This is a genomic window from Gottschalkiaceae bacterium SANA (assembly GCA_036323355.1).
In the GTDB taxonomy this organism is placed as follows: Bacteria; Bacillota; Clostridia; order Tissierellales; family GPF-1; genus GPF-1.
Genome location: AP028876.1, coordinates 268,360 through 290,857, shown reverse-complemented (window position 1 = coordinate 290,857; position 22,498 = coordinate 268,360). Strand labels below are relative to the sequence as shown.

Here is a 22,498-nt window from a genome sequence, read left to right as displayed (position 1 = left end):
ACTCATCCACATTTCTTACACATCACTCCTCACGCTTAGTTTATCATGATCCTATGAATCGTCGAAACAGTCAAAAACTTCCTTTGACAAAATCTTCTATACCTTATATGGTTAGATGATGGCAAATTATAAAGGAGAACCTTGCTTTGAAAACATTTCATGCATTTAAAATCAAAGAAACCCTCATCGAAGGATTACATAAAGAAAATATTACTGAACCAACATCGGTTCAGAAGGCAGCGATCCCCGTTGCCCTTCAAAACCTCGACTTACTGGCAACAGCTGCAACAGGAAGCGGGAAAACCCTCGCCTATCTTTTGCCTGCCTTTGCTAGAATCGATGAAACTTCAAAAGACTTGCATACATTGATACTTGCACCCACACATGAATTGGTGGTTCAAATTAATGCCGTCATCAAACGGCTTGCAAAGAACGCTGATCTTCCGATCCGATCCACCACCATTGTTGGCAACGTTAATATCAAGCGACAACTTGAGGCCTTGAAAGCAAAGCCGCAAATTATCGTTGGTACCCCGGGCCGTGTCTTGGAATTGATTCAGATGAAGAAACTCAAAGCTCATCAGGTCAAAACCATCGTAATTGACGAAGCAGATAAATTGCTTGCTGACAGCAATCTAAAAACCGTTCAAGCGATTATCAAAACCACCCTACGTGACCGACAACTATTGGCCTTTTCAGCCTCGTTGCATCCAACAACACAGGCACGGGCAATCGCATTAATGAAAGAGCCAACCCTGATCGACTTATCTGCAGAAGTGCCCGATTTAAATATCGAACATTTTTGTCTCGTTATTGAGAGAAGAAAAAAAATCGACACACTGCGTAAATTATTACATGCCGTGCAACCAAAGAAAGCTTTGGTTTTTATCAACCGAAACGAGTTGATCCAAGAAGTCGTCGATAAACTCAATCACCACCATATTAAAGCAGAAGGCATCTTCGGTAATGCAACAAAGGTACAAAGAAAAGCGGCTCTGGATGCTTTTCGGAGTGGAAAATCCACGGTATTGATTGCCTCTGATCTGCTTGCAAGGGGTTTAGACTTGCCGGAGCTTACCCATGTCATCAATCTAGATTTACCAGCCGAGGTCAACGAATACATTCATCGTGCTGGACGTACTGGAAGAGCTGGTAAACACGGAACAGCCATCTCCATGGTTGCCGAACATGAAATCAACTTCCTGATGGGTGTTGAAAGAAAATTTGGTATCGAATTTGAAGTGAAAGAATTGTCCCACGGTCAACTGATAGATCCAGTAGAATAATAAAAGGGTTGTACCAGATGAATTCAATCATCGGGTACAACCCTTTTTCCTTATGCCTATTTCTAACTATTCCCCAATTATTATAAAACTTCCCAAGGGTGCAGCCATCTCCTTGCCTTCAAAATTCCCTAGCAATTCCCCCATGGATCGCATCAAATCTCCCCATTTTTCAGGTAGACCTTCCATACAGGTCACTTCCTGCATCACTTCATGAAGGGTATATTGAATCTCCCACTCTCCATCCTGCAAGTCAGGTTCTTCTATTCGATCTTCCTCAACAATATGCCAACCGGCACGCTCCAACAATTGAATGGTATCTTCATGTCCAACCAAGGTTCGAATATTTGACCTGCTGTTTGTCTTGAAAACTTCCACCTGTGCCTGAATTAATACCGCCAGCATATGTGGCACCTGGTCCAATCGATCAATCCGAAGATCCGCTTCTGCAAAACAAATTCGATCCGCAATTCTCCTCGCCTTTTTAAGAATTTCAAGTAATTGATCCTGAGATTTCAGATACCAGGAAGCATGAGAAAGAACAACAAGGTCATACCCTTCCGCTTCTAATGGTGCTTCTTCTTGAAGAAAATCAAAGTTGAAATCCATCTGGATTCTCGAACCCAAAGATGATTTCATTAAAAACTTTGCCGACTCACCCACAGAAACAGGACTTCCATAATCGGGGTCAGCAAGGTCAATACCATGAACAAAACCCGATTCTCCAACTAGATAAGCAAGCACTGCAGTTGTATCGCCTTGTCCGCAACCAATCTCTAGAATGCGGTCCCCCTCTTCAATTCCCCAAATCTCCGCTAAGCGAATGCGATGTCTCGTTTGAATTCGCTGAATTTCCGGTTCCGATTGCGCCATTGCCATACACTGTAAAATTTGATCAATCATCAATTTTTCTCCGCTTCAATCTTGCGCATGTAACTTTTATATGCAAATACCATCATTAACGACGGTACAAAAATCGCTGCTGAAGCTGCCAATGCAATTACGATCGCCCAGTTCTCACCACGTCCTAAAAAAGACAATGCCTTGATCTCGCCTAGCATGAAAAAAAGAACAAAGCAAACCGCTGAAATCACCATCGTTCTAGAACTACTTTTTAAATAGTCACTGTATTTTTCCATTTCCGTTACTCGATCCGTATGTATGGCAACTGCGTCCCGGTTTGCGCAGAAAAAATGAATGCCTTGCAAACTGCAGACATGATCCCATCCTGCTTGAGCAAAGACTGCAAAATACTCCGCCTCTTCCTCGGCTTTCAGTTTCCTGTAATCCATCGAAAAATGCAAAGCTTGCGGTTCTCCCTTGCGTAAGCGATAACGCAGAGTTGACATGCCATCTAGCAGCCAACCTTGCTCTGCAAGGTCTTCTAATCGATTTAAGAGCCGTTTTTCATCAAAGGCCAATCCCCAATTCCATAAATAACGTACATTTTCTTTCATTTTTCGCTCTCCCTTACAAGTCATTCAAAATACTTTTCCCAATTTCCGCCATTTGAATGCGGCGCTCAATATCCTGTTTCAGCAAAGCCTTCCCACTATCTGAAATCTGATAGGTTTTTTTTCGATTTTCAAGGTCGTCCAACAATACAATTAAATCCCGTGTAACTAATTTCTTTAATATCGTATATAAACTCGCTGGACCAATTTCAATTTTTCCAGCTGAAAGATCAGAAATTTTCTGCTTGATCCCATATCCATGCAAAGGCTCAATTAAACTCAGTAATATATAATACATAGAATCTGTTAACTGGTTGTCGTCCAAGGATTTTCCTCTTGCCATTTCATCACCCCTTTATATCATTATATGATATATCTTTAAATGATACAACTAATATTTCTAATTCTATAAAAACAACTTGCTCTCTTCTAATTCAACTCATATAATCAGATTAAGAAAACCTTTTCAGGAGGCTGGACATGAAAGAAACTTTATCTCGTATTGTGGAAGCAAACCGCTCCCATACCAAAGACGGTACTCTTGCCAATTACATTCCCGAATTGGCTAAAGCCAATCCAAGCACCCTGGCAATTTGCATTTGTGATCACACCGGGAATTGTACTCAAGCGGGTGATTTCAAGACCTCATTTACCATTCAAAGTGTCTCAAAAGTAATTACACTTCTATATGCCTTGGAATACTATGGAGAAAACATCTTCACAAGGATTGGTATGGAACAAACCGCCGATGCCTTTAACTCCATAATTAAATTGGAAACACGAAATCATGGAAAGCCTCTCAACCCCTTGATCAATGCTGGCGCAATTGCAACCATCGCATATGTTGCCGAACATGAAGGGAAGGGCACATTCCGAAAGTTATCTGGATTTTTAAGAAAGCTGGCACGAAACGACTCGATTCACGTTAATCAAGATGTATATGCATCAGAGAAGCGAACCGGGGACATCAACCGAGCACTGGCGTATTTTCAAAAAGGTGTGCATTCCTTTGATGCCTCCGTTGAAATCGTTTTGGACACCTACTTTCAGATGTGTTCATTAGAGGTTCACGTCAAGGATTTAGCCCGCATTGCCCAGGTCCTTGCCAATAACGGCGTGATTGCAGAAACCGGCGAGCGTTTATTCTCAGAGAAAACTGCGAAAATGACAAAGTCCATTATGACTACCTGTGGCATGTACGATTCTTCTGGACAATTTGCGCTAACCGTTGGTATTCCTTCCAAAAGCGGGGTGGGTGGTGGCATTCTTTCCGTCGTACCCGGACGATACGGCATTGGCACCCTAGGGCCTGCTCTTGATGAAAAAGGCAATAGCGCTGCCGGCGTCAAACTTCTCTCACAACTATCAGAAGAACTTAATTTGAGTATTTTTCAATAAAGCAAGCCGAACGAATTCGTTCGGCTTTTTTTACGCTATACATGCAAACCTTCAACCGGTGGATTGATGACTTGCATAATCTCATTTGACAAGTTTTCACTTTACAGTTAAAATAGGACTTACGATAACCATTGACGAAAGTAGGTAAAGCCATGAAGCACAACCCAATCAACTCCATGCAAGTCAAACAACTGAATACTGAATTACTTAAATCGGTACTCAAACGAGAAAAATACTGCACGAAACCCGATCTCGCCAAGCAATCAGGTTTAAGTGTATCCACCTGTGGGAACATTTTAAAAGATCTGCTTGAAAGCCAAGAAGTCATGGAAATTTCCCTCAACGAATCCACTGGCGGACGGCCCGCAAAGCTCTACATGTTTAATGAAAACTACTCGTCGGTTGCTTGCATTTACGCACGAAAAGAAGAGAATCAGGTCACCTTGTCCTGCTCAGTTTCCAATTTACTTGGCGTGCCCATCTTTGAAACAACCCTAAACTTCGATGACATTAGCATCAGAGAAATTCAAGCAGCAATCTCCATGCTTCTGGAAAATTATCCAAATATCAAGGTTGTCAGTTTGGGTTTACCCGCCATCATACACTATGGAAGTGTAGGCCATTGCGACTTTCCGCAGCTGGCGAATACTCCAATCATAGAACTTCTAGAAGAGCGATATCCCATTCAAGTCATCGCAGAAAATGACGTGAATGCCACAGCTATGGGCTATCACAAGCGGAATAATTTATCAACGAAAGAACATATCGCCTATCTCTATTATCCAAAACTCGGAAACGCCGGATCCGGTCTCATTGTTCATGGTCAAATTCTACATGGGGCGCAACATTTTGCTGGAGAAATTTCCTTTCTTCCTTTGGGTATCCCATTCAAGGAGCAAGGCCAATTGCAAAAAGACCTTGATCAGTTTTCAAACTTTGTCGATCGAACCCTACAATCTATCAATTGTATTATTAATCCCACCACCATTATTCTATCAGGTCTTGGATTTACACCAGAGATGAAAGAACAAATCCAATTTAAACTTCGAAAATCCGTTGATGCTAGTCATCGTCCTGCCCTTGTTTTTGAAACCGATATTCATGAGAACTACCTCTATGGACTGACCATGCTTGCGTTGGATAAACTATCCTGCAGTATCAAGATTATTGAACGCATATAACCAATTAAGGAGTCTACTTTGATTACCATTCTTTTATTGTTCATCATTTATTTAGCCTTTATCAGCCTCGGCTTACCCGACGCCTTGCTGGGTGTCGCATGGCCTGCCATGCAGGGTGATTGGAATCTTCCCCTTGATGCTCTTGGTCTTGCTGCCATTCTTCTTACAGGCAGTACCATTCTTTCAAGTTTGTTTAGTGGTATTCTCATTCGAAAATTTGGCACCGGGAAGATCACCCTTTTCAGCTGCTTCACAACAAGTATAGCGCTCCTTGGCATTTCTCAGAGTTTCTCCTTCGGGTGGTTACTTCTGCTTGCGATCCCCCTTGGCTTTGGCGGCGGATCCGTGGATGCAGCCCTTAACAATTATGTAGCCCTTCATTTTCAGGCGCATCATATGAATTGGCTTCACTCTTTTTGGGGCGTGGGTGCAACCCTAGGTCCCCTTGTAATGGCAAATGTCCTTCAGCAAACCGGATCATGGCGCGATGGTTATTGGCAGATCGGAGTCCTTCAATTAGGACTGTCCCTGCTTTTACTGATCAGTCTACCCTTATGGCGTCGGCACCAAAAAGAACAAGCTCAACCCGTCACAAGCGGCACAGACACACCTTCGTCAAAGACGATTCGATCCACTCCCGGCCTTTCATTCGCCTTGCTTACATTCTTACTGTACTGTGCAGTTGAAGTATCAGTCGGACTTTGGGGTAGCAGCTATTTGACTCAAATTCGCGGATTTTCCATTCATCAAGCAGCAGGCTGGGTTTCCGCCTACTATGGAGGCATCACGCTTGGGCGATTTATTTCCGGATTCGCCTCCTTTCGACTTTCGAATTCACAAATGATTCGTTTTGGCGTTCTGATCGCTTTATCTGGAACTATTCTACTCGCCTTTCCCATTCCGAACTTTTTATTAGCAGGTGCCATGGTACTTATTGGACTGGGACTGTCTCCTATTTTTCCAGCCATGCTCCATGAAACCCCCAAACGATTCGGCGCTCAACGGTCACAATCCATTATTGGTTATCAAATGGCTGCCGGATATCTGGGTAGCGCAATCTTGCCGCCAGCCCTTGGTCTCGTCGTCAAGGCAACAAGTCTAGCCATATTGCCCTATTTCTTAACGACTTGCTTGGTTGTCATCTTCTTCATCACGGAAGCACTCCAAGCACAAACCATCCAATTGGAGGTACAATCATGAATCAAATCGATCTTCATATCCATAGTCATCATAGTCTAGACGGTGAATTCACTGAAGTAGAGCTCATTCAACAGGCAAAAGAAGCAGGACTTTCTACGATGGCCATAGCCGATCACAATAGTGTAGGCGCCATTCCAAAAGCCTTATCCCTGGCAAAACAAGCTGGTATTGAACTCATTCCCGCCATTGAAATTGATTGTGATTTTCATGGGATCAATGTTCATCTCCTAGGTTACAATATCGACCATACAGATCCTGCCTACGAGGCATTAACCGAATCTGTATATAGGCAAGAAGGTCATGCATCGGCACTTCGGGTGAAAAAAACACAAGCCTTGGGTCTACCTCTCTCCATAGATAATTTCGAGGGAAAGGACATCATCATTCCAGAAGAGATTGCAGAGTACCTATTGAACAGCGAAAATGCCCGAGACTATCCACTTTTACACCCCTATATGACGGGAGGCTCAAGAAGTGATAATCCCTATGTGAATTTCTATTGGGATTACTTTTCTAATGGAAAACCCTGCTACGTGCCCATTGAATTTATATCCTTTGAGGATGCTGTTGATTTGGTGAAAAGAACAGGTGGAATCCCCGTTATTGCTCATCCAGAAAAAACATTTACTGATATTGAGCCCAATCTAGAGGAGTTGATCCAACTAGGCGCTGAAGGACTTGAAGTCTTTTCCTCTTATCACTCTCCACAAGAAATTTTAGCCCTCTATACCCTTGCTAGAAAATATAACCTGATGGTTACTTTTGGCAGTGACTACCATGGCAAAACAAAACCTAGCGTTCATTTAGGTATGACGCAGTGCAATTTGCCTCACAAAGAACAGAAAAAGGAAATCGAATCGTTGCTAAAGAAATAAAAAGAATGGACACCCATAACAGGATGTCCATTCTTTTTGCTTCTTCTCATCAAACTTTACAGTTGTGCCATTAATACAATTTCATCACCGATCAAGTCTCCCGTTTTTGTAAATCCTAAATCCATATACAATTTACCCGCCACCGTATTTTCCGATTCAAAACTTGTATAGAACGGAACATGTCCATATTTTTCTCGAACCAAATCCATCAACTTAATCACAGCAGCACGACCATATCCTCTTTTTTGGAATTTTTTGTCAATCATCAGCCGACACATACCCAAGTCTTGGTCTTCTTTATCTTCTTCCCACATCAAAAAGCCTACCATCTGGTCACCATCATAAATACATAGGGGATATAGCCCTTCCATATATTGCGCTTGAACCAGAGAGTAAGCATTCGAAGCCACAAATTCTCTTTGTTCCTTAAGAACCTCCATATCGATACACTCTTCCCAGTTTTCCTGCGTTACTGCTTGAAATCCCAAATCCATATCAGCCACCTCCCTTCTAATTATTTTTATTACCAATATAATCATCCTATCATCGGGAATCAATTTGTCAATTTTCTTGCATTAGTGGGGAATATCACATAACCTAAAAGAAATTATCCCAGTAAATTATACGTGGAGGAAATTAAATGCTCAAACGAAAAGTCAAGGTCCTTACGGTCGATGAAATGATCGCCAAGTTTTTCAAAGCTGAACTTGAATCCATATTTGGTGAACTGTTGGAAGTCCGGTATGTAACAACAGAAGTCAAACCTCTCCCTTTTATTTACGAGTCAGATTTGGTCCTCTATACAGATCCCAGTATTTTGATTGAATTTATGCCTAAGATTAAAAGCGATTCGCCGGTCTTGATGATGAAACGCACCTTATCTAAAGACGCCATGCGTTTACTCGAAGCCCTTCCAGAAAATAGCCGTTGTTTGGTCTGCAACATCAACAGCTTCATGGCAAATGAAACGCTAGCAACCATGTATCAATTGGGGCTCAATCATTTGCAATTGATTCCCTATACCATCGGTTCCAAGGAACCGACGGAACCCATCGACTATGTCATCGCTCATATAGACTATGATTTCATCTCTCATATCGATGCCCCTCATATCATTATTGGCAGCCGAATTTTTGATATTAATACAGTCTTAGATATCGTCTCCATCCTTGACATCAGCGAGGACGAGGGAGAACGCCTTCTATTAAAGTATTCCACAAGAATTCCCAATATGTGGAAAGGATTGAATTCTACCCTTGAAAACAAACGAATATTATCCTCAAAGTGGCAGCTTCTTTTAAATGAACTAAGCACAGGTGTCATTGTAATTGACGAAAATAATCAAATTAATATGGTCAACTCTATGGCTAATTCCATGTTCGACAACCACATCAAGCAATTTGAGAAGTTGGAACTTAAAGATATGATCCATGAATTTCCAAGCTTACAACTTTTTCAATCAATTCCTGAAATCGAAAATGAGCTTCTCCTCTTTAACAACAAAAAATTGATTATTTCCATTAAAAATATTTCGATCGACTCCAACCACTATGGCCGTATTATACTTGTTAAAAACTATAAAGAGGTCGTTGAAATTCAACAAAAGATTTATCAAAAAATCATAGGGAAAGGACATTATTCCCGCTATACATTTGAATCACTCATCGGAACAGATCCACGAATTGCTGAGCGGATTGAAATTTGCAAGCGAATTGCCAACGCAGATGCATCCATTCTAATTAATGGTGAATCTGGAACAGGGAAAGAAATTTTTGCCGGCTCGATCCACAATTACTCCGAACGAAGAAACGAACCCTTTATTGCGATCAATTGTGCCGCCCTCCCCGAGTCTCTTCTCGAATCCGAATTATTTGGTTACGAAGAAGGCGCCTTTACCGGAGCAAAAAAAGGGGGCAAAATCGGCTTCTTCGAAAACGCCCATCACGGCACCTTGTTTCTAGACGAGATTGGAGAGCTTCCCTTGAAACTGCAGGCTCGACTCCTTCGTGTACTGCAAGAAAAAGAAATTATCCGCCTTGGCGGCGACTCAATCATCAAGATCGATACTCGCATTATTGCGGCGACCAATCAAGATCTATTTGCCATGGCAGAGGCCGGAAACTTTCGAAAAGATCTTTTTTATCGCCTTAATGTTTTTCAGATTGATGCGCCTCCCCTGCGAGAACGACGTGCTGACATACCCAAACTCATTCAGGGATATCCAGACTTTAAACGTGGCCAGCATCAATATTCAAAGTTATTCTTACAATTCTGCATGAGCTATGAATGGCCAGGAAACGTTCGGGAGTTGAATAATGTTATAGAATATCTGATCGCCGTCTCAGATGGAACATTTATCCCAAGAAGTCTACCTTCCTATTTGAAAAAGCGGGAGTTTCTTGACTTTCCTGTCAAATCCAAGAGTCAACGCTCACAAGACTACTATATCTTAGACACCATTGACTATCTGAAAAGTCAAGGAAACCGAACTGGAAGAAGAAATATAAACGAAGCCTTCAATCGGCTCTACTATCACATTTCCGAAGTGGAGGTCCGCTCCATTCTAGAAAAATTGAAAGAAAGAGACTGGATTGAATACGGCAGCGGTCCCATTGGCTGCACGCTCACCCCAATCGGGCTTGAAAAGTTAAACGCAAAATAAACAATCAAAAAAGCGCTTTTTCCAAATTCAATTCGGAAGAAGCGCTTTTATATTTTCTGTTTTCTTACTGCCAGTTGATCGCCGTTGCAATTGCAATGAAGATCCAACCAACAACAAATAATTTCATAACTAGTGGCAAGATAAATTTAAACCACTTGTCAAACGGTACACGCGCCAATGCCAACATCGCCAACAAACCGCCCAAGGTTGGAACGATCATGTTGATCAAGCCATCGCCTACTTGGAAAGCAAGGATAGCAACCTGACGGTTTACACCGATCAAGTCTGCCAATGGAATCATAATCGGCATTGTTGCCATCGCCTGGCCAGAGCCAGATGGAATAAAGAAGTTAATAACCCCTTGCACCAAAGTCATCAAAATCGCTGAAATCGTAGGTGAGAAGTTGTGAAGTGGTGCAGACAAGTTGTTAATAATCGTATCGCCGATTTTACCTTGCGTCAAAATAACCTGGATCGCACGAGCGAAACCAACGATCAATGCACCACCGGCGATGTTTCCAGCACCTGTGATAAATTCTTTTACGATTCTGTCTGAACTAAATCGAGCAACCAAACCAATAATCACTGCATAAAGGATGAACAAAGCCGAGATCTCATTCAAATACCATTTGTATTTGATAACACCAAATACAACAACAACGATAAATGATAAGAAGATACCTAGAATTAATTTGCCTTTTCCATCCAAGCTATAAGAATTAAACTTGTCATGATCAACGTCTAAGCCTTCTGTAGAAATCCCTAATACCATACTTTTATTTGGGTTTTTCTCAATTTTCTTTACGTAACGGATTGTATGATGTGCCATGAATACCAAGGCTGTCAAGCAATATGCTGTACGAAGACCCATACCAGAAAACGTTGGAAGATCGGCAATCGCATGCGCCGTACCAACTGTATATGGGTTGATTGGAGATGTTGCGAAACCAACAGAAAGTCCGCCAATAACAACTGCGGCACCAACCATCAAGTCATAACCAAATCCTAAAGCAACCATAACTCCTAGGGGAACAAACGGCATCAAGTTTTCGTATCCAACTGCAGCTCCAAAGAAGCCGAATAGGAATGTCAAAATAACTAACGCCCAATGCTTGGAAATATTATGCTCCTCGATCTTTTTGATCGAGATACCGATGCTGTTTTCAATAACATTCGTCGCACCAAGAACTTGGAACATACCACCTGCAAAGAATACAACCATCATAACGCTGGCTGCTTGAATCATACCAACTGGAATAGCTCTAAATAAGTCCCAAAATGAAACTGTCATGTCCGCTGTTTTTTCTACCAAATGGAAACTGCCAGGTAAAACACCCATCCGTCCATTATCCATCATTACACGTTCAAATTCACCCGATGGTACAACGTAAGTCAATACACTCATTAAAATCAAAATAAAAAATAAGATCACATACGCATTAGGAACCTTGCTTTTTTTTGGTGCATCAACAGGTACTTGTTCAACTTCTGGTTTTTTTACCACATTTTCTTCTGCCATACTTTCCTCCTTTTAATATGATTGAATTTGTAAAATCGCATCCAAGATTAAATCGCTTCCCTTAGCAATCTCTTCCGGCTGCGTAAATTCCTCTGGACAATGACTCCGTCCCGCTTTACTTGGAACAAAAACCATGGCACTAGGTGCCATTCTTGCCATAACCAATGTGTCGTGTCCCGCACCGCTCCCCATGACGATATGTTTATAGTTTCGCTTTTCGGCTGATGCTGAAAGGGCAGAAACCAAGGGTTCCGATAGAGAAACAACGGGTTGATTATGTTTGGTGCGGATGGTAAATTCTAGTCCACCGTCTTCCGCAACTCGCTTGATTACCTCTTTCATCCGGATCGTCACCTGCTCCATGCAGGTTTGATCTAAACTGCGGATATCCATGGAAAACTCCACGTGACCCGGAATAATATTATAAGCATTGGGCTTCACTTCTAAAAACCCAATGGTTCCAACCGTATGGATTGCTTGTTCTTTCGCCAAACCATTCAAGGCCAAGCTGATTTCTGAAACTGCTACAAAAGCATCTTTTCGCATATCCATTGGAATCGTTCCCGCATGATTAGCTTGGCCTTTCATAGTCACTTGATAGGCGCTGCTACCCGTGATCGTATCGACAACCCCAAGGATATTTCCCTTGCTTTCCAAAATAGGTCCCTGCTCAATATGTAATTCAAAGGTTGCTTGTGGATCAATTTCTCGCCGCTGGCAACGTTTCACTTCCTCATTTAAGACGTCCAGCTTCAAGCATTCAGATGCTATCGTATTTCCTTCACCGTCACAATAATTTTCTAAATCTTTTCGTTGAATCTCACCAGCCAGCCATTTGCTTCCGATAAATGCAGATCCAAATCTGCCGCCTTCTTCTTCCGCATAAGCAATCACTTCAATGGGTGCATCTAGCTGAATTTGATGTTCATTCAACACGCGAACCACTTCCAACCCCGTAATGACACCGGAAATTCCATCATACTTGCCGCCACTTTGAACCGTATCCAAATGCGACCCCACAACGATCGGCTTTTGTTTTCGTCCATTTCCCATTCTTCGACCAAAGATATTGCCAACATGATCCATCCATACCTCAAGATTCAGACTTTTCATTTCTTGAATCAAAAAGCGTCTTGCTTCAATATCTTCCTTTGTGTAGGAAAATCGAGTGAATCCCAGCTGATTCGGATCGGTAAAGGATGCAAACCTTTCAATCCAATCACTAACTTGCGCACTGCTGCACTTCATTGGATCCCTCCTCTCATCTTACAATGTTACATTAATGCAATATTTGTGCCAAGTTTTATTGTATTCGAAAAGAAAGATTGTTTCAAGTGTTCATGCCATTATTTCATTTTCGAAATAAATTTCAATTCGATTTATTGGGATTGTATTATCTTTATCAATGTGTTAATCCCAATAGCTTTCAAAAAAAAAGACCTCCGCACTTTATGCAGAAGCCTCGCTTCTAAAGGAACATACTGGTCCAATCGGACAGTTCTTACAATTTGGTCTTTTCTTGCAATTCACTTTCCCAAGTTGAACCAAAAGGGCATGGAATTCATTATATACCCTAAGGTCTCTAGGGATCGCTTTTTCAACCTTTTCTCTGCATGCATCATATCCATCCGGGATCTGTAGCCCCACGCGTTCGAAAATTCGCCTCGCATAAGCATCTACTACAAAAGAGGGCTGCTCAAAAGCATAGGTCAGCATGCAATCCGCCGTTTCCCGACCAATTCCATGAATCTCTAACAGCTCTTGACGCAAGCGCACTCCATCCACTGTTCGAACCTTTTCTACTTGAAATCCATAGCCCGAATACCAACGAAGAAAGGCTTTAATTTTCTTCGCCTTCTGCTGGTAAAATCCACTGGGACGAATAAATTCCGCAATCTCCTCTAACGAGAATTGTTCAAGTCGTTGGGGATTTAGTTGACCATTCAAGTTAGCCAAAGCCTGTTCCACATTGCCCCAGTTTGTGTTTTGCACCAAAATAGCACCGATCATCATCTCAAAATCAGTTTTCGCCGGCCACCAGTCTTGCGGTCCAAATGCATCAAAAAGTCGCTTGTAAATATCCGTTAGCTTTTCGTGAAAAATCAACTCTTCTTTGATTCTTAAACCATGGGCAAAGCCCGTTAGTTTCCCATTTGCCCCAACCACACGATGACAGGGCACAATAATCGGAATTGGATTCTTACTATTGGCCATGCCCACAGCTCTAGATGCCTTTTCATTGCCAATGGCTCTTGCAATTTCCTTGTAGGTTACCAAATTCCCATAGGGAATCTCACTAAGCGCTTGCCAAACCTTCTTTTGATATTCCGTTCCTTGGGGGTTCAGCTTTAAAGAAAATACAGTCCGTCGTCCTTCCATATATTCATCAACCTGGGTTCTGACTTCTGAAAAAAATGCATCATCCCGAATCCACTGATCTAAAATCTCAAACTCACGTTTCCCTTGGCCTGTATTTAGGTGAAGGATAGCCAAGCCCTCTTCATCTCCTACAGCAATGATCTGACAATACCGCGTTTCCCATATTGAGTACTTCATCCTATTCTCCTTGGCTCTTCATATTGGAATTCCACAAACAAATCGCAGCATAGGCGCGATATGGCGACCACAACTCCGCTCGCTTTAAAATTTCTTTTTCCTTGGGCTTTTCTTGGCCCGTCATTAGTGCCTTGATAATCCCCAAATCCTTAGCTGGAAAACTGTTCACCATGCCAAGTCCCCGCATAGCAACATACTGTACAGTCCACTCTCCAATCCCTTTTACCGATGAAAATTCCTTGCGAAATTGATCCAAGGATTGATTGGACCGCAGATGAAATACCCCGTCAAGCAAAGCGACTGCTACATTTTTTACCGTCTGCTGCCTGGTGTTTGTAATTCCAAGTCCATCCAGTGCTAGGCCAGTCAGCTCTTCTGGCCTTGGAAAGAAATAGTCCAATCCTTCTGGATAACCAACGGTCTTCATACCCGCTCTCGCCGCCAGTCGCCCAGCCAAGGTTGTTGCTGCCTTCACAGTAATTTGCTGACCCAGCACCGCACGAATTGTATGCTCAAAAGGATCAAAGGCAACAGGAAGCCGTGGTGGCACTCCATCCTTCATACCACGCTGCAAGGTTTCATCTTTTCCCAATCGGTCCGATATGGCCTGCAAGTTCACATCCAAATCAAACATGCGTCGAACGCGACCGTAGATCGCCATCAGCACACGAATATCTTCGCTCGCAACTTGCACTTCCAAAGCAGATGCTTCCGGACAATCTGTGATTGAAAGAATGCCCTCCATCTCTACAATTCGAAAGGTGCGCCGATAGGATTTTTCATCAATTAATTCAATCCCAGCAATCGCACGCGCTCGGAAGAAAGAGAGCATGCCTGCAAAATCAAAAGGGGGGTGATAGGGTAAAAATAGTCGAGGTCCTTCAGCTTCATCCACCAGATCCACCCCTCTTCTCGCCATGGTAGGCGTTCGTCCAAATACCTCTTGAAACACCTGATTAAATTGACGAATCGAACCAAAACCCGACGCCGTTGCAACCCGGGTAATCGACAAATCCGAGTTTTGCAACAGTTTTCGAGCAAATAACGCTTTATGAAATTTTGCAACCTTCACAGGAGAAACCCCAATATGCTCAACAAATAATTTCCTCAATTGCCGATCAGAAATGTAAAGTGTCTCGGCCAAGTCTTTAATAGAGTGCTCAAATAAAAAACCCTCATAGATCAATTTCAATGCATCATTGACCAACAATGAACCGTCAATATTCTGAACCGCATACTCAACCTGTAAATCAGGTCGACACCTGAGACAGGGTCGAAACCCATCGTTGATTGCTTCAAAAACCGTATCAAAGTAAACAACATTTTCTTCCTTTGCAAGGGGTGCCGGACAAGAAGGTCGACAGAAAATCCCCGTTGTTTTCACCCCAAAATAGAATTTCCCATCGTAGTTCTTATCCTTGGTTTCGCGTGCAATTTGACAGCTTTTTCGTTCCATGTCACACCTCTCTTTACATTCATCTTATCGGAAATTTTCCGCTAGAAAAAGCGATTTTCGGAACCCTCATTGCCTTCATTCCACCGACCTATTGAATTGGATACTCCAATTGAATATCATAAGGCTCGTGTTCAACCTGTGCTTCAAAGATCCATTTCGCATCCACACAACCTGCACTTGCGTAAAAAGCCTGGGTCTCAACCGAAGAATGGCTGGAAATATAGACCTTTTTCGCTCCCATCTCTTTTGCTTCTTGCATGCAACGGAAGAATAATTTCTTGCCGACGCCTTTCCCCCGCTCAGAAAAAGATACATGCAATTGAATTAACTGAAGATACTCCCCGTCAAGCCCCAAGGGTTCTCCGCCAAGGGTGGCAAAACCCAGCAAACGATCCTCTTCATAAGCCAAAAACACCTTGCCGCCAAACTCCATCGCTTCTGCGAAATCGCCAAAAATAATATCCCTTAACAATCGCTCATTCCAAGACTCCGTAAAAGCGCAGGCTACAACCTGCTTTTTCCCATCGATTATGCGCCAAACTTTTTCAACACTTTGGGTTCGATCAAACCCCTTCAATAACCCTCCATGCAAATTCTCATTGGTAATTTCTTTAATTTGAATGCCTTTATCTCTTTCCATTTTTCTTCTCCCTGTTCTCGCTTTGCCCAGTCTTCTCCAGATATCGATCATAATTCCCCTGATGAACTTCAATCCCCGACTTGGTTAGAACCATTACACGAGTTGCTACTCGATTGATAAAGTATCGATCATGGGACACAAAAAGCAGGGTTCCCTGGTAATCCCGAAGGGCTTTCTCAAGAATCGCCTTGCTCGGTAGATCCAAGTGGTTGGTCGGTTCATCGAGCAAAAGGACATTGCCGCGACTCAATACCAGCTTCGCCAAAACAACACGGGATTTTTCTCCCCCGCTTAGGGCGCTGATCTTCTTAAAGGCCTCATCCTGAGGAAACAACAATTGTCCCAGAAGGGTTCGCACCTTTTGTAGTGAAATACCGGGAACCATCTGCAACAATTCCTCGAATATCGTATTTTTTCCATTCAGGGCGACATGCTCTTGGTCGTAATACCCGACTTCTGTATCTTCTCCCCAGGTAAATGACCCGCCATCCAAAGGGTGGTCTCCCACTAGGGTTTTCAATAGGGTTGATTTCCCAATTCCATTTTCTCCAATTACCGCCATCCGTTCGCCTTGCTTCAAATGAAAATTGACATTTGACAACAAGGGAATACGCACATCCTCATCCCCTACCGTAATAACACCATCCTCAAAGACAAGTACATTTTCACGAGATTTCTTTTCCATCTCGAAGGCTAAACTCATTTTCCTTAGATCCCCTAAGGGTGATTCCAACCGCTCTATTTTTTCTAGAGATTTTCTTCGACTCTTTGCCATGCGAGAGGTAGAAGCCCGCGCGATATTCTTTTCCACATAGGTTTCAAGCCTCTTGATCTCGCGTTGCTGCGCGACATATTGTTTGCGGTATTGAGCGCGATTTGCGCCTCGCTGTTTCACAAAATAAGTGTAATTACCAGCATATCGAATTGCTGTCCCTCGTTCAATCTCATAGATAATTTTCACACAGGCATTTAAAAAGTAACGGTCATGAGAAATGAGTGCGATGGTTCCCTCATACTCTCGAATGAAATTTTCTAGCCACGCTAGGGCGCGAAAATCCAGATGATTTGTTGGTTCATCCAGCAAGAGCAGATCGGGACGTGACAACAAAAGCTTTGCCAAGGTAAGTTTCGTTTTTTCTCCACCACTTAAGGTATCGGTTCTATTTTCCCAACAAGACTCCTTAAACCCCAAGCCCCTCAGCACCCCAATGATTCGACCTTCCATCTCAAATCCACCAGCTTCCGTGTAAGTCACAAGCATCTCTTCATGTTGCTCCATAACCTGAGAAAGCTTAATTTCATCGGAATAGACTCTTTGGTCTGCCATTGCTCGTTCAAGACGCTTCATTTCCTTTTCCGCTTCTAAGGCTCGAAAGAACGCTATTCGGCACTCCTCGACTACTGTGTTTTCCGGGTTTACATCGCTCACCTGCGAGACTATCCCATAACTCAGTTTTCGATTGGCCATCACCTGACCCGAATCATGAGACAGTTTTCCCGTAATTAAATGAAAGATCGTTGTTTTCCCCGCCCCATTAGCGCCAACGATCCCAATCTTCTCACCCTTGGCGATCGTCATATTCATTTCTCTCAGTACGCTCGTCGCACCAAAGCTTTTTGATACCTCTTTTAATTGTACAATCATATCGATCTCCTTAGCCTATCCGCTTCGATTTTCTAGGACCAAAAGTCTTCTTCATCATCCACCATTCGTTTTGTACAACCATTTATGTAACAAAAAAGAAAGCGCCAACAAAACTACACTTTCTTTTTACGTAAAATCATCAAACCCTATTGAAAACGCGACACAAACTAAAACGCCTACTCTGCTGATTTCATCCGAAACGCTTGCATATCGACGGCTCGTTGCACGGCCAAAACACCATTCAAATGATCAAATTCATGCTGAAATAGTTCAGATAAATCACCTTCAAAGACCTCCGACTGAATCTTCCAGTCCAAATCGCGATAAGTCACACAAATCGACCGATATCGCAAGACCTTCACTTCGAGCCCCGGAAAACTCATACAGTCGTCCCAGAGTTCAAAGGTCTCCTCATCCAAGACTTCCATGCATGGATTGATAAAGACTTTTTTCACTTCATCGAGTTTCATGAATATCATGCGCACGGATGCCCCAATCTGCGGTGCTGCTATGGCACGGCCAAACCCCTTCTCTAGCCGAAAAGTCTCTAGGGTATCTTCTAAATCCTCAGCAACACCCTCCATCTCTTCACGTGCGACTATAGAAAGTGGTCTGCTAATTTCATAGAGCTTTTCATTGCCAAGAATCAAAATCTCACGCTTTGCCATTACTCAACCTCCAATGACGACTCCCAACTCATGCCGCCAATCATTCCAATCGTCTTCATCATGTCTCCTTCTCCATCATTAATGGTGCAACAATCTTCTCAATTCGTCCTTAAATCGTTTAAAGGAAAAAGCAAACTGGCTCGACAAGGTTAAAAACGACACCAAGGCCGCAACTACACTCGGCCACAAGACATCAATAATCCCAACAATAAATAAAAGGATCGGCAAATAACCAAGTAAATCCATCACAAAGAAATCTCTCACATAGGACTTCCAACGCGACTTTCGAAAATGCAACAACAATCCTTCAACACCCACTGACGCAGCCAACACCAATGGGATTCCATAGTCAATCAGGCTATGAATCTCTGGAATCATCACATCAATCACGGCTAAGAATACAGATAGAGCCATAGCCTGCAAAAGTATCTTGCGACAAGCACGATTGTTCGAAAGAATCGTATGCTTGACTGAAAACCAAAGATATAATACGGAGCTAATAATATACACACCCCAATAGTCCCCGTTAAAGGTCATGGCATTCATCACAACAGTCACACTCAACAACAAAATTGTGATAAAAATAAAGTTGTTTTGAAGACGTTTTTTACGATGACGCGCCTTATGATCGTGATCTTCGATCAATTCTCCCTTTTCATTGCGCTGCCCATAAAGCGGATAGGTTCTTTCTCCAATAACCTCTCCCTCTACCGGTTGCTGACACAAGGGACAACGACTTAAGGCCTCATCCAATTCCACGCTGCAACGTTTACAAGTTTTCATGGAAAGCCTCCCACTCATTGGAATAAATGATCACATGAGCACCGTCTTCTTTCACTAAACTCCGAAAGAATCTCTTTGTAATTCCAGGTTCCACAATACAGCGGGATATGGATATACTCATTTTGTCGTTGACCGAACTAATCCCAAAATTCAAAGGACTGCCCGTTGATGGATAAAACACCACTTCCATGCGATCTACCCATTTACTGACTGAATCCGGAAAACTAATCCGACCCAAGTTTGAAATCGTCGCAGTCTTCACTTTAGTCCCATATCGGCGATACGCAAACCGTAAAATCATGTTTTTTAACCCCAAAGGGATAAACCGTGAAAGAAAAAACCGTTCCGATTCTACATGATCAGCGATTTTCGGATACAAACTATCCTTCCTTGTTTTTTCGATTAATTGTCTTTGAACTGATTGCAAAATATCCTTAAACTCCATGCTGTCATCGGGTCGAACTACGACGTGGACAACAGAGAAAAAGTTTCGCAGGGTCTTGGATGGAAAAATACTGCGCAAATTAACAGGTACCGCAATTTTAATGGGCTCTGTATATAGCCCATACTGCATCGATTCCTCATAGATGGATCGTATCAATCGCGCAACCAAAAAAGTGGTAATCGTGACTCCATGATCCTTAGCAATTTTTCGAATCTCCTGCACATCAACAACCCCAGTATCAACATGATTGCCAAAAGGTTTGAACACGGTCCCTTGAATCATAAAGGCGTCTTCTTCCTTCTTAGCCTGTCTCTCGCAGGCTTGATAATACTTGTGAAAACTATCCTCCATCTCATAACGGCTGGGAATTTCATTGGGTAAAAGAATTTCATCTCCAGGATCCACGTCTTTTCCGCTACGTTTCAAATAGGTGTAGGTCAGGGTTTTAATAAATTCTATAGCTCCCGAACCATCCGATAGGGAATGGTGGGTCTCAACAGAAATTCGCTTTCCATAATAAAACACTTTCATCAAGTATCCATTATTGAATATGGGATCGATATGGCCGCAAGGAGTTCTAGTTTCCTTCTCAATCAAAAGTTGATTTTCGTTGTTTTCAAAAAAATACCAAAAATATCCCCTTCTCAGCCAAACAGCCAAAGTTGGATATCGAGTCAAGGTTTGATCAACCGCTTCTTGTAAAAAGTCAGGATCAATTTCCTCCGTTAGCGTAATCGCCAAGCGATAGGTAGCGGAGTTTTCGATTCGCGATATGGTTGGAAATATTTTTGCGGCATTATCAAGCCGATACCATTGATTTGTATTCATAATCGATCCTCCGTTTCAGACTTTACCCCATTTAAAGGAAGTTTACAAAATTCCCCTACTTACACGATACCCCACCCCATGCTCCTTTGCAACGACTTAAATACTTTCCCTTTTTTTCCGCAGAAGTTTTTGAAAAGCTTCATCCATAGCTCGATATTCTTCTGACTCAGGCTTGGCCAGAGATAGCCGTGACAAAACCTCAGCAATCTGATTTTCAATTCTCAGACTTTCCTCGGTCTCACAGCCCTCCCTTACCACGTTTTTTTCCGTTCGTGCCAGATACTCACGATAATTCATTTCAATTTTTTGGATCTTACCATCCTCAAAAACCAGCAACTTCTCACAAAGTTTCTCAAGAAAGTATCGGTCATGGGACACCACAATCAAGGTACCCGTATATATCATCAATGTTTTTTCCAACATCTCCCGGCTATGTAGGTCCAAATGATTGGTCGGCTCGTCTAAGATCAACAAGTTATTCTCTTTTACAATCATCTCCGCAACCTTCAGCCGCGTTCTCTCTCCCAAGCTTAAGCTTCCTAGCTTTTGGTTCATCATGGTCTTGGAAAAACCCATATTGGTAAGCAAGGTCTGCAGCTTGCCTCGCCTCTCGCGATCATGCGAATCAAAAAATCCCAATACCGTTTTCTCTTCCTCCAAATCCAATACATCCTGATGAAGAACCGCTGCCTTAGCCGATGGACTTAGATGCAATTTTCCTTCATCCAAATCGAATTCCCCCAGCAGGCTCCGAATCAGCGTTGTCTTCCCGCACCCGTTGGGACCAATCAATCCAATCCGTTCCCCCGAAAGAATGGTGAAAGAAGACTTCTTAAAGATGATCTTTTCCCCAAAGCGTTTTGTCACGTCCCTCGCCTCAATGATCCGCTTTCCTCCCCTCGCCTCTGCAGCAAATTCAAATGAAATTTTTTGTTCCTCCACCGGTTTTTTCAAGCCTTGACCTTTGAGTTTTTCCAACCGATAAATCTGCGCTTTCACCCGCTTGTCCTTCTTCTTAGCTCGCGTACGATATTTTTCTTTTAACCCGTCCTTTTTAGTCGAATCGCGATGGCCCTTGGCAGACCAAGTTCTCAATTGCCGAATTTCGCGTTCAATTTTCATTCTCTCCTTTTCCTCTTCTCGGTATTGATGGCTCAGACTTTCCCAACGGCGATTCTTTTCCTCTCGATATTGGCTATAGTTTCCCCGATACCCTTCTGATTCTCCCCTTTTAATCTCTATGATTCGATTAACCACCTGATCCAAAAAGTATCGATCATGAGAGATCAACATGATCGTTCCTTGAAACCGATTCAACTCTCGAATCAACCACTGCACCCCCGCTTGATCCAAATGATTCGTCGGTTCATCCAACAAAAGCAATTGCGGGGAGCTTTCCCATATCTGTATCAGCCTCTTTTTTGTTCGCTCTCCTCCACTCAATTGATCCCAGTTTTCTAACTCCTGTTCAACCGATTGACGCAGATATCCAATCCGAATATCCTTCCAATGCCAAATCACTCGTCCTGCATCCGGCACAAGTTCTTTCGTAATCATCTTCATCAACGTCGTCTTTCCAGCCCCATTGTCTCCTACTATTCCAATACAATCACCTTCATTGATCTGAAACGAAATACCATTTAAGATCACGCGGTCTCCAATTGTCATTTTTATTTGATCACAGGCAAAAATAGTTTTCATACGTCCCTCCTCGTTCCTTCCTATCTGTGTGGGACCAACAAAAAAAGCCGCAAGTCGAATGCTTTCAACCTGCCGCTAAGAATCAACCAAAAAGCCACGCAAATCTTGCGTGTTTTTGAAATTTTCCATGCAATTTTTCCTCTTGAAAGTTCGTTTTTTGCTACTTCTCTGTGATTTCACCACAAAAAGATGGCCCGATATTCA

The 22,498-nt window shown here is 42.6% G+C and carries 20 protein-coding genes; 6 read left to right on the top strand and 14 right to left on the bottom strand.

From position 1 onward, the window contains the following. The first annotated feature begins 146 nt into the window (after window positions 1-146). Window positions 147-1,286 carry a DEAD/DEAH box helicase gene (locus tag AC25CA_RS01410; protein ID WP_486815256.1) on the top strand — a complete coding sequence of 380 codons (1,140 nt, stop codon included), beginning with the start codon at window positions 147-149 and terminating at the stop codon, window positions 1,284-1,286. 66 nt (window positions 1,287-1,352) lie between these two features. Here AC25CA_RS01410 and AC25CA_RS01405 read toward each other — a convergent pair whose 3' ends face one another. From AC25CA_RS01405 to AC25CA_RS01395, 3 genes are read right to left on the bottom strand one after another with little or no spacing between them, the layout of a single operon-like run. Further along, window positions 1,353-2,186 (bottom strand): class I SAM-dependent methyltransferase, encoded by an 834-nt coding sequence (locus AC25CA_RS01405; RefSeq protein WP_486815255.1) that lies wholly within the window; start codon window positions 2,184-2,186, stop codon window positions 1,353-1,355. Continuing rightward, window positions 2,186-2,740 carry a DUF2812 domain-containing protein gene (locus AC25CA_RS01400; protein ID WP_486815254.1) on the bottom strand — a complete coding sequence of 185 codons (555 nt, stop codon included), beginning with the start codon at window positions 2,738-2,740 and terminating at the stop codon, window positions 2,186-2,188. Before AC25CA_RS01400 ends, AC25CA_RS01405 begins: the two co-directional genes overlap by 1 nt. 13 nt (window positions 2,741-2,753) lie before the next feature. Next, window positions 2,754-3,080, bottom strand: a complete 327-nt coding sequence (locus tag AC25CA_RS01395; protein ID WP_486815253.1) for a PadR family transcriptional regulator — start codon at window positions 3,078-3,080, stop codon at window positions 2,754-2,756. 137 nt (window positions 3,081-3,217) lie between these two features. Between AC25CA_RS01395 and glsA the strand changes: the two genes are divergently transcribed. The 4 genes from glsA to AC25CA_RS01375 all read left to right on the top strand — a co-directional run bounded on the left by glsA (window position 3,218) and on the right by AC25CA_RS01375 (window position 7,391). Continuing rightward, window positions 3,218-4,135, top strand: coding sequence for a glutaminase A (glsA, locus tag AC25CA_RS01390; RefSeq protein WP_486815252.1), 918 nt, complete (start codon window positions 3,218-3,220; stop codon window positions 4,133-4,135). 152 nt (window positions 4,136-4,287) lie between these two features. Further along, window positions 4,288-5,316: an ROK family protein gene (locus AC25CA_RS01385; protein ID WP_486815251.1), complete on the top strand. Its 1,029-nt coding sequence runs from the start codon at window positions 4,288-4,290 to the stop codon at window positions 5,314-5,316. 18 nt (window positions 5,317-5,334) lie between these two features. Further along, a complete protein-coding gene (locus tag AC25CA_RS01380) occupies window positions 5,335-6,516 on the top strand; it encodes an MFS transporter (protein WP_486815250.1) in 1,182 nt (393 codons plus the stop codon). Beyond that, window positions 6,513-7,391, top strand: a complete 879-nt coding sequence (locus AC25CA_RS01375; RefSeq protein ID WP_486815249.1) for a PHP domain-containing protein — start codon at window positions 6,513-6,515, stop codon at window positions 7,389-7,391. Before AC25CA_RS01380 ends, AC25CA_RS01375 begins: the two co-directional genes overlap by 4 nt. Before the next feature lie 56 nt (window positions 7,392-7,447). Here the strand turns inward: AC25CA_RS01375 and AC25CA_RS01370 are convergent, their stop codons facing one another. Next, window positions 7,448-7,885 carry a GNAT family N-acetyltransferase gene (locus tag AC25CA_RS01370; protein WP_486815248.1) on the bottom strand — a complete coding sequence of 146 codons (438 nt, stop codon included), beginning with the start codon at window positions 7,883-7,885 and terminating at the stop codon, window positions 7,448-7,450. A gap of 146 nt (window positions 7,886-8,031) precedes the next feature. Between AC25CA_RS01370 and AC25CA_RS01365 the strand changes: the two genes are divergently transcribed. Beyond that, complete coding sequence (locus tag AC25CA_RS01365) at window positions 8,032-10,053, top strand: sigma-54 interaction domain-containing protein (RefSeq protein ID WP_486815247.1); 2,022 nt, start codon at window positions 8,032-8,034, stop codon at window positions 10,051-10,053. 64 nt (window positions 10,054-10,117) lie between these two features. Here AC25CA_RS01365 and AC25CA_RS01360 read toward each other — a convergent pair whose 3' ends face one another. From AC25CA_RS01360 to abc-f (AC25CA_RS01315), 10 genes are all read right to left on the bottom strand, one after another. Next, window positions 10,118-11,572, bottom strand: a complete 1,455-nt coding sequence (locus AC25CA_RS01360) for a YfcC family protein (protein WP_486815246.1) — start codon at window positions 11,570-11,572, stop codon at window positions 10,118-10,120. Window positions 11,573-11,584: 12 nt separating this feature from the next. Beyond that, window positions 11,585-12,820, bottom strand: a complete 1,236-nt coding sequence (locus AC25CA_RS01355; RefSeq protein ID WP_486815245.1) for a M20 family metallo-hydrolase — start codon at window positions 12,818-12,820, stop codon at window positions 11,585-11,587. Between the two features lie 201 nt (window positions 12,821-13,021). Beyond that, on the bottom strand, window positions 13,022-14,128 hold the full coding sequence (locus AC25CA_RS01350; protein WP_486815244.1) for a methylated-DNA--[protein]-cysteine S-methyltransferase: 1,107 nt from the start codon (window positions 14,126-14,128) through the stop codon (window positions 13,022-13,024). Window position 14,129: 1 nt separating this feature from the next. Next, on the bottom strand, window positions 14,130-15,584 hold the full coding sequence (locus AC25CA_RS01345) for an AlkA N-terminal domain-containing protein (RefSeq protein ID WP_486815243.1): 1,455 nt from the start codon (window positions 15,582-15,584) through the stop codon (window positions 14,130-14,132). Window positions 15,585-15,672: 88 nt separating this feature from the next. Beyond that, window positions 15,673-16,224 carry a GNAT family N-acetyltransferase gene (locus tag AC25CA_RS01340; protein WP_486815242.1) on the bottom strand — a complete coding sequence of 184 codons (552 nt, stop codon included), beginning with the start codon at window positions 16,222-16,224 and terminating at the stop codon, window positions 15,673-15,675. Next, complete coding sequence (gene abc-f / locus AC25CA_RS01335) at window positions 16,211-17,869, bottom strand: ribosomal protection-like ABC-F family protein (RefSeq protein ID WP_486815241.1); 1,659 nt, start codon at window positions 17,867-17,869, stop codon at window positions 16,211-16,213. The genes AC25CA_RS01340 and abc-f (AC25CA_RS01335) overlap by 14 nt, the downstream gene beginning before the upstream one ends. 176 nt (window positions 17,870-18,045) lie before the next feature. Next, complete coding sequence (locus AC25CA_RS01330; RefSeq protein ID WP_486815240.1) at window positions 18,046-18,537, bottom strand: peptide deformylase; 492 nt, start codon at window positions 18,535-18,537, stop codon at window positions 18,046-18,048. Between the two features lie 78 nt (window positions 18,538-18,615). After that, complete coding sequence (locus AC25CA_RS01325) at window positions 18,616-19,320, bottom strand: DUF6320 domain-containing protein (RefSeq protein WP_486815239.1); 705 nt, start codon at window positions 19,318-19,320, stop codon at window positions 18,616-18,618. Beyond that, window positions 19,307-20,593 (bottom strand): hypothetical protein, encoded by a 1,287-nt coding sequence (locus AC25CA_RS01320; protein WP_486815238.1) that lies wholly within the window; start codon window positions 20,591-20,593, stop codon window positions 19,307-19,309. Before AC25CA_RS01320 ends, AC25CA_RS01325 begins: the two co-directional genes overlap by 14 nt. 96 nt (window positions 20,594-20,689) lie before the next feature. After that, entirely contained in the window at window positions 20,690-22,294 is a 1,605-nt protein-coding gene (gene abc-f / locus AC25CA_RS01315; RefSeq protein WP_486815237.1) for a ribosomal protection-like ABC-F family protein, read from the bottom strand. Window positions 22,295-22,498: the final 204 nt, after the last annotated feature.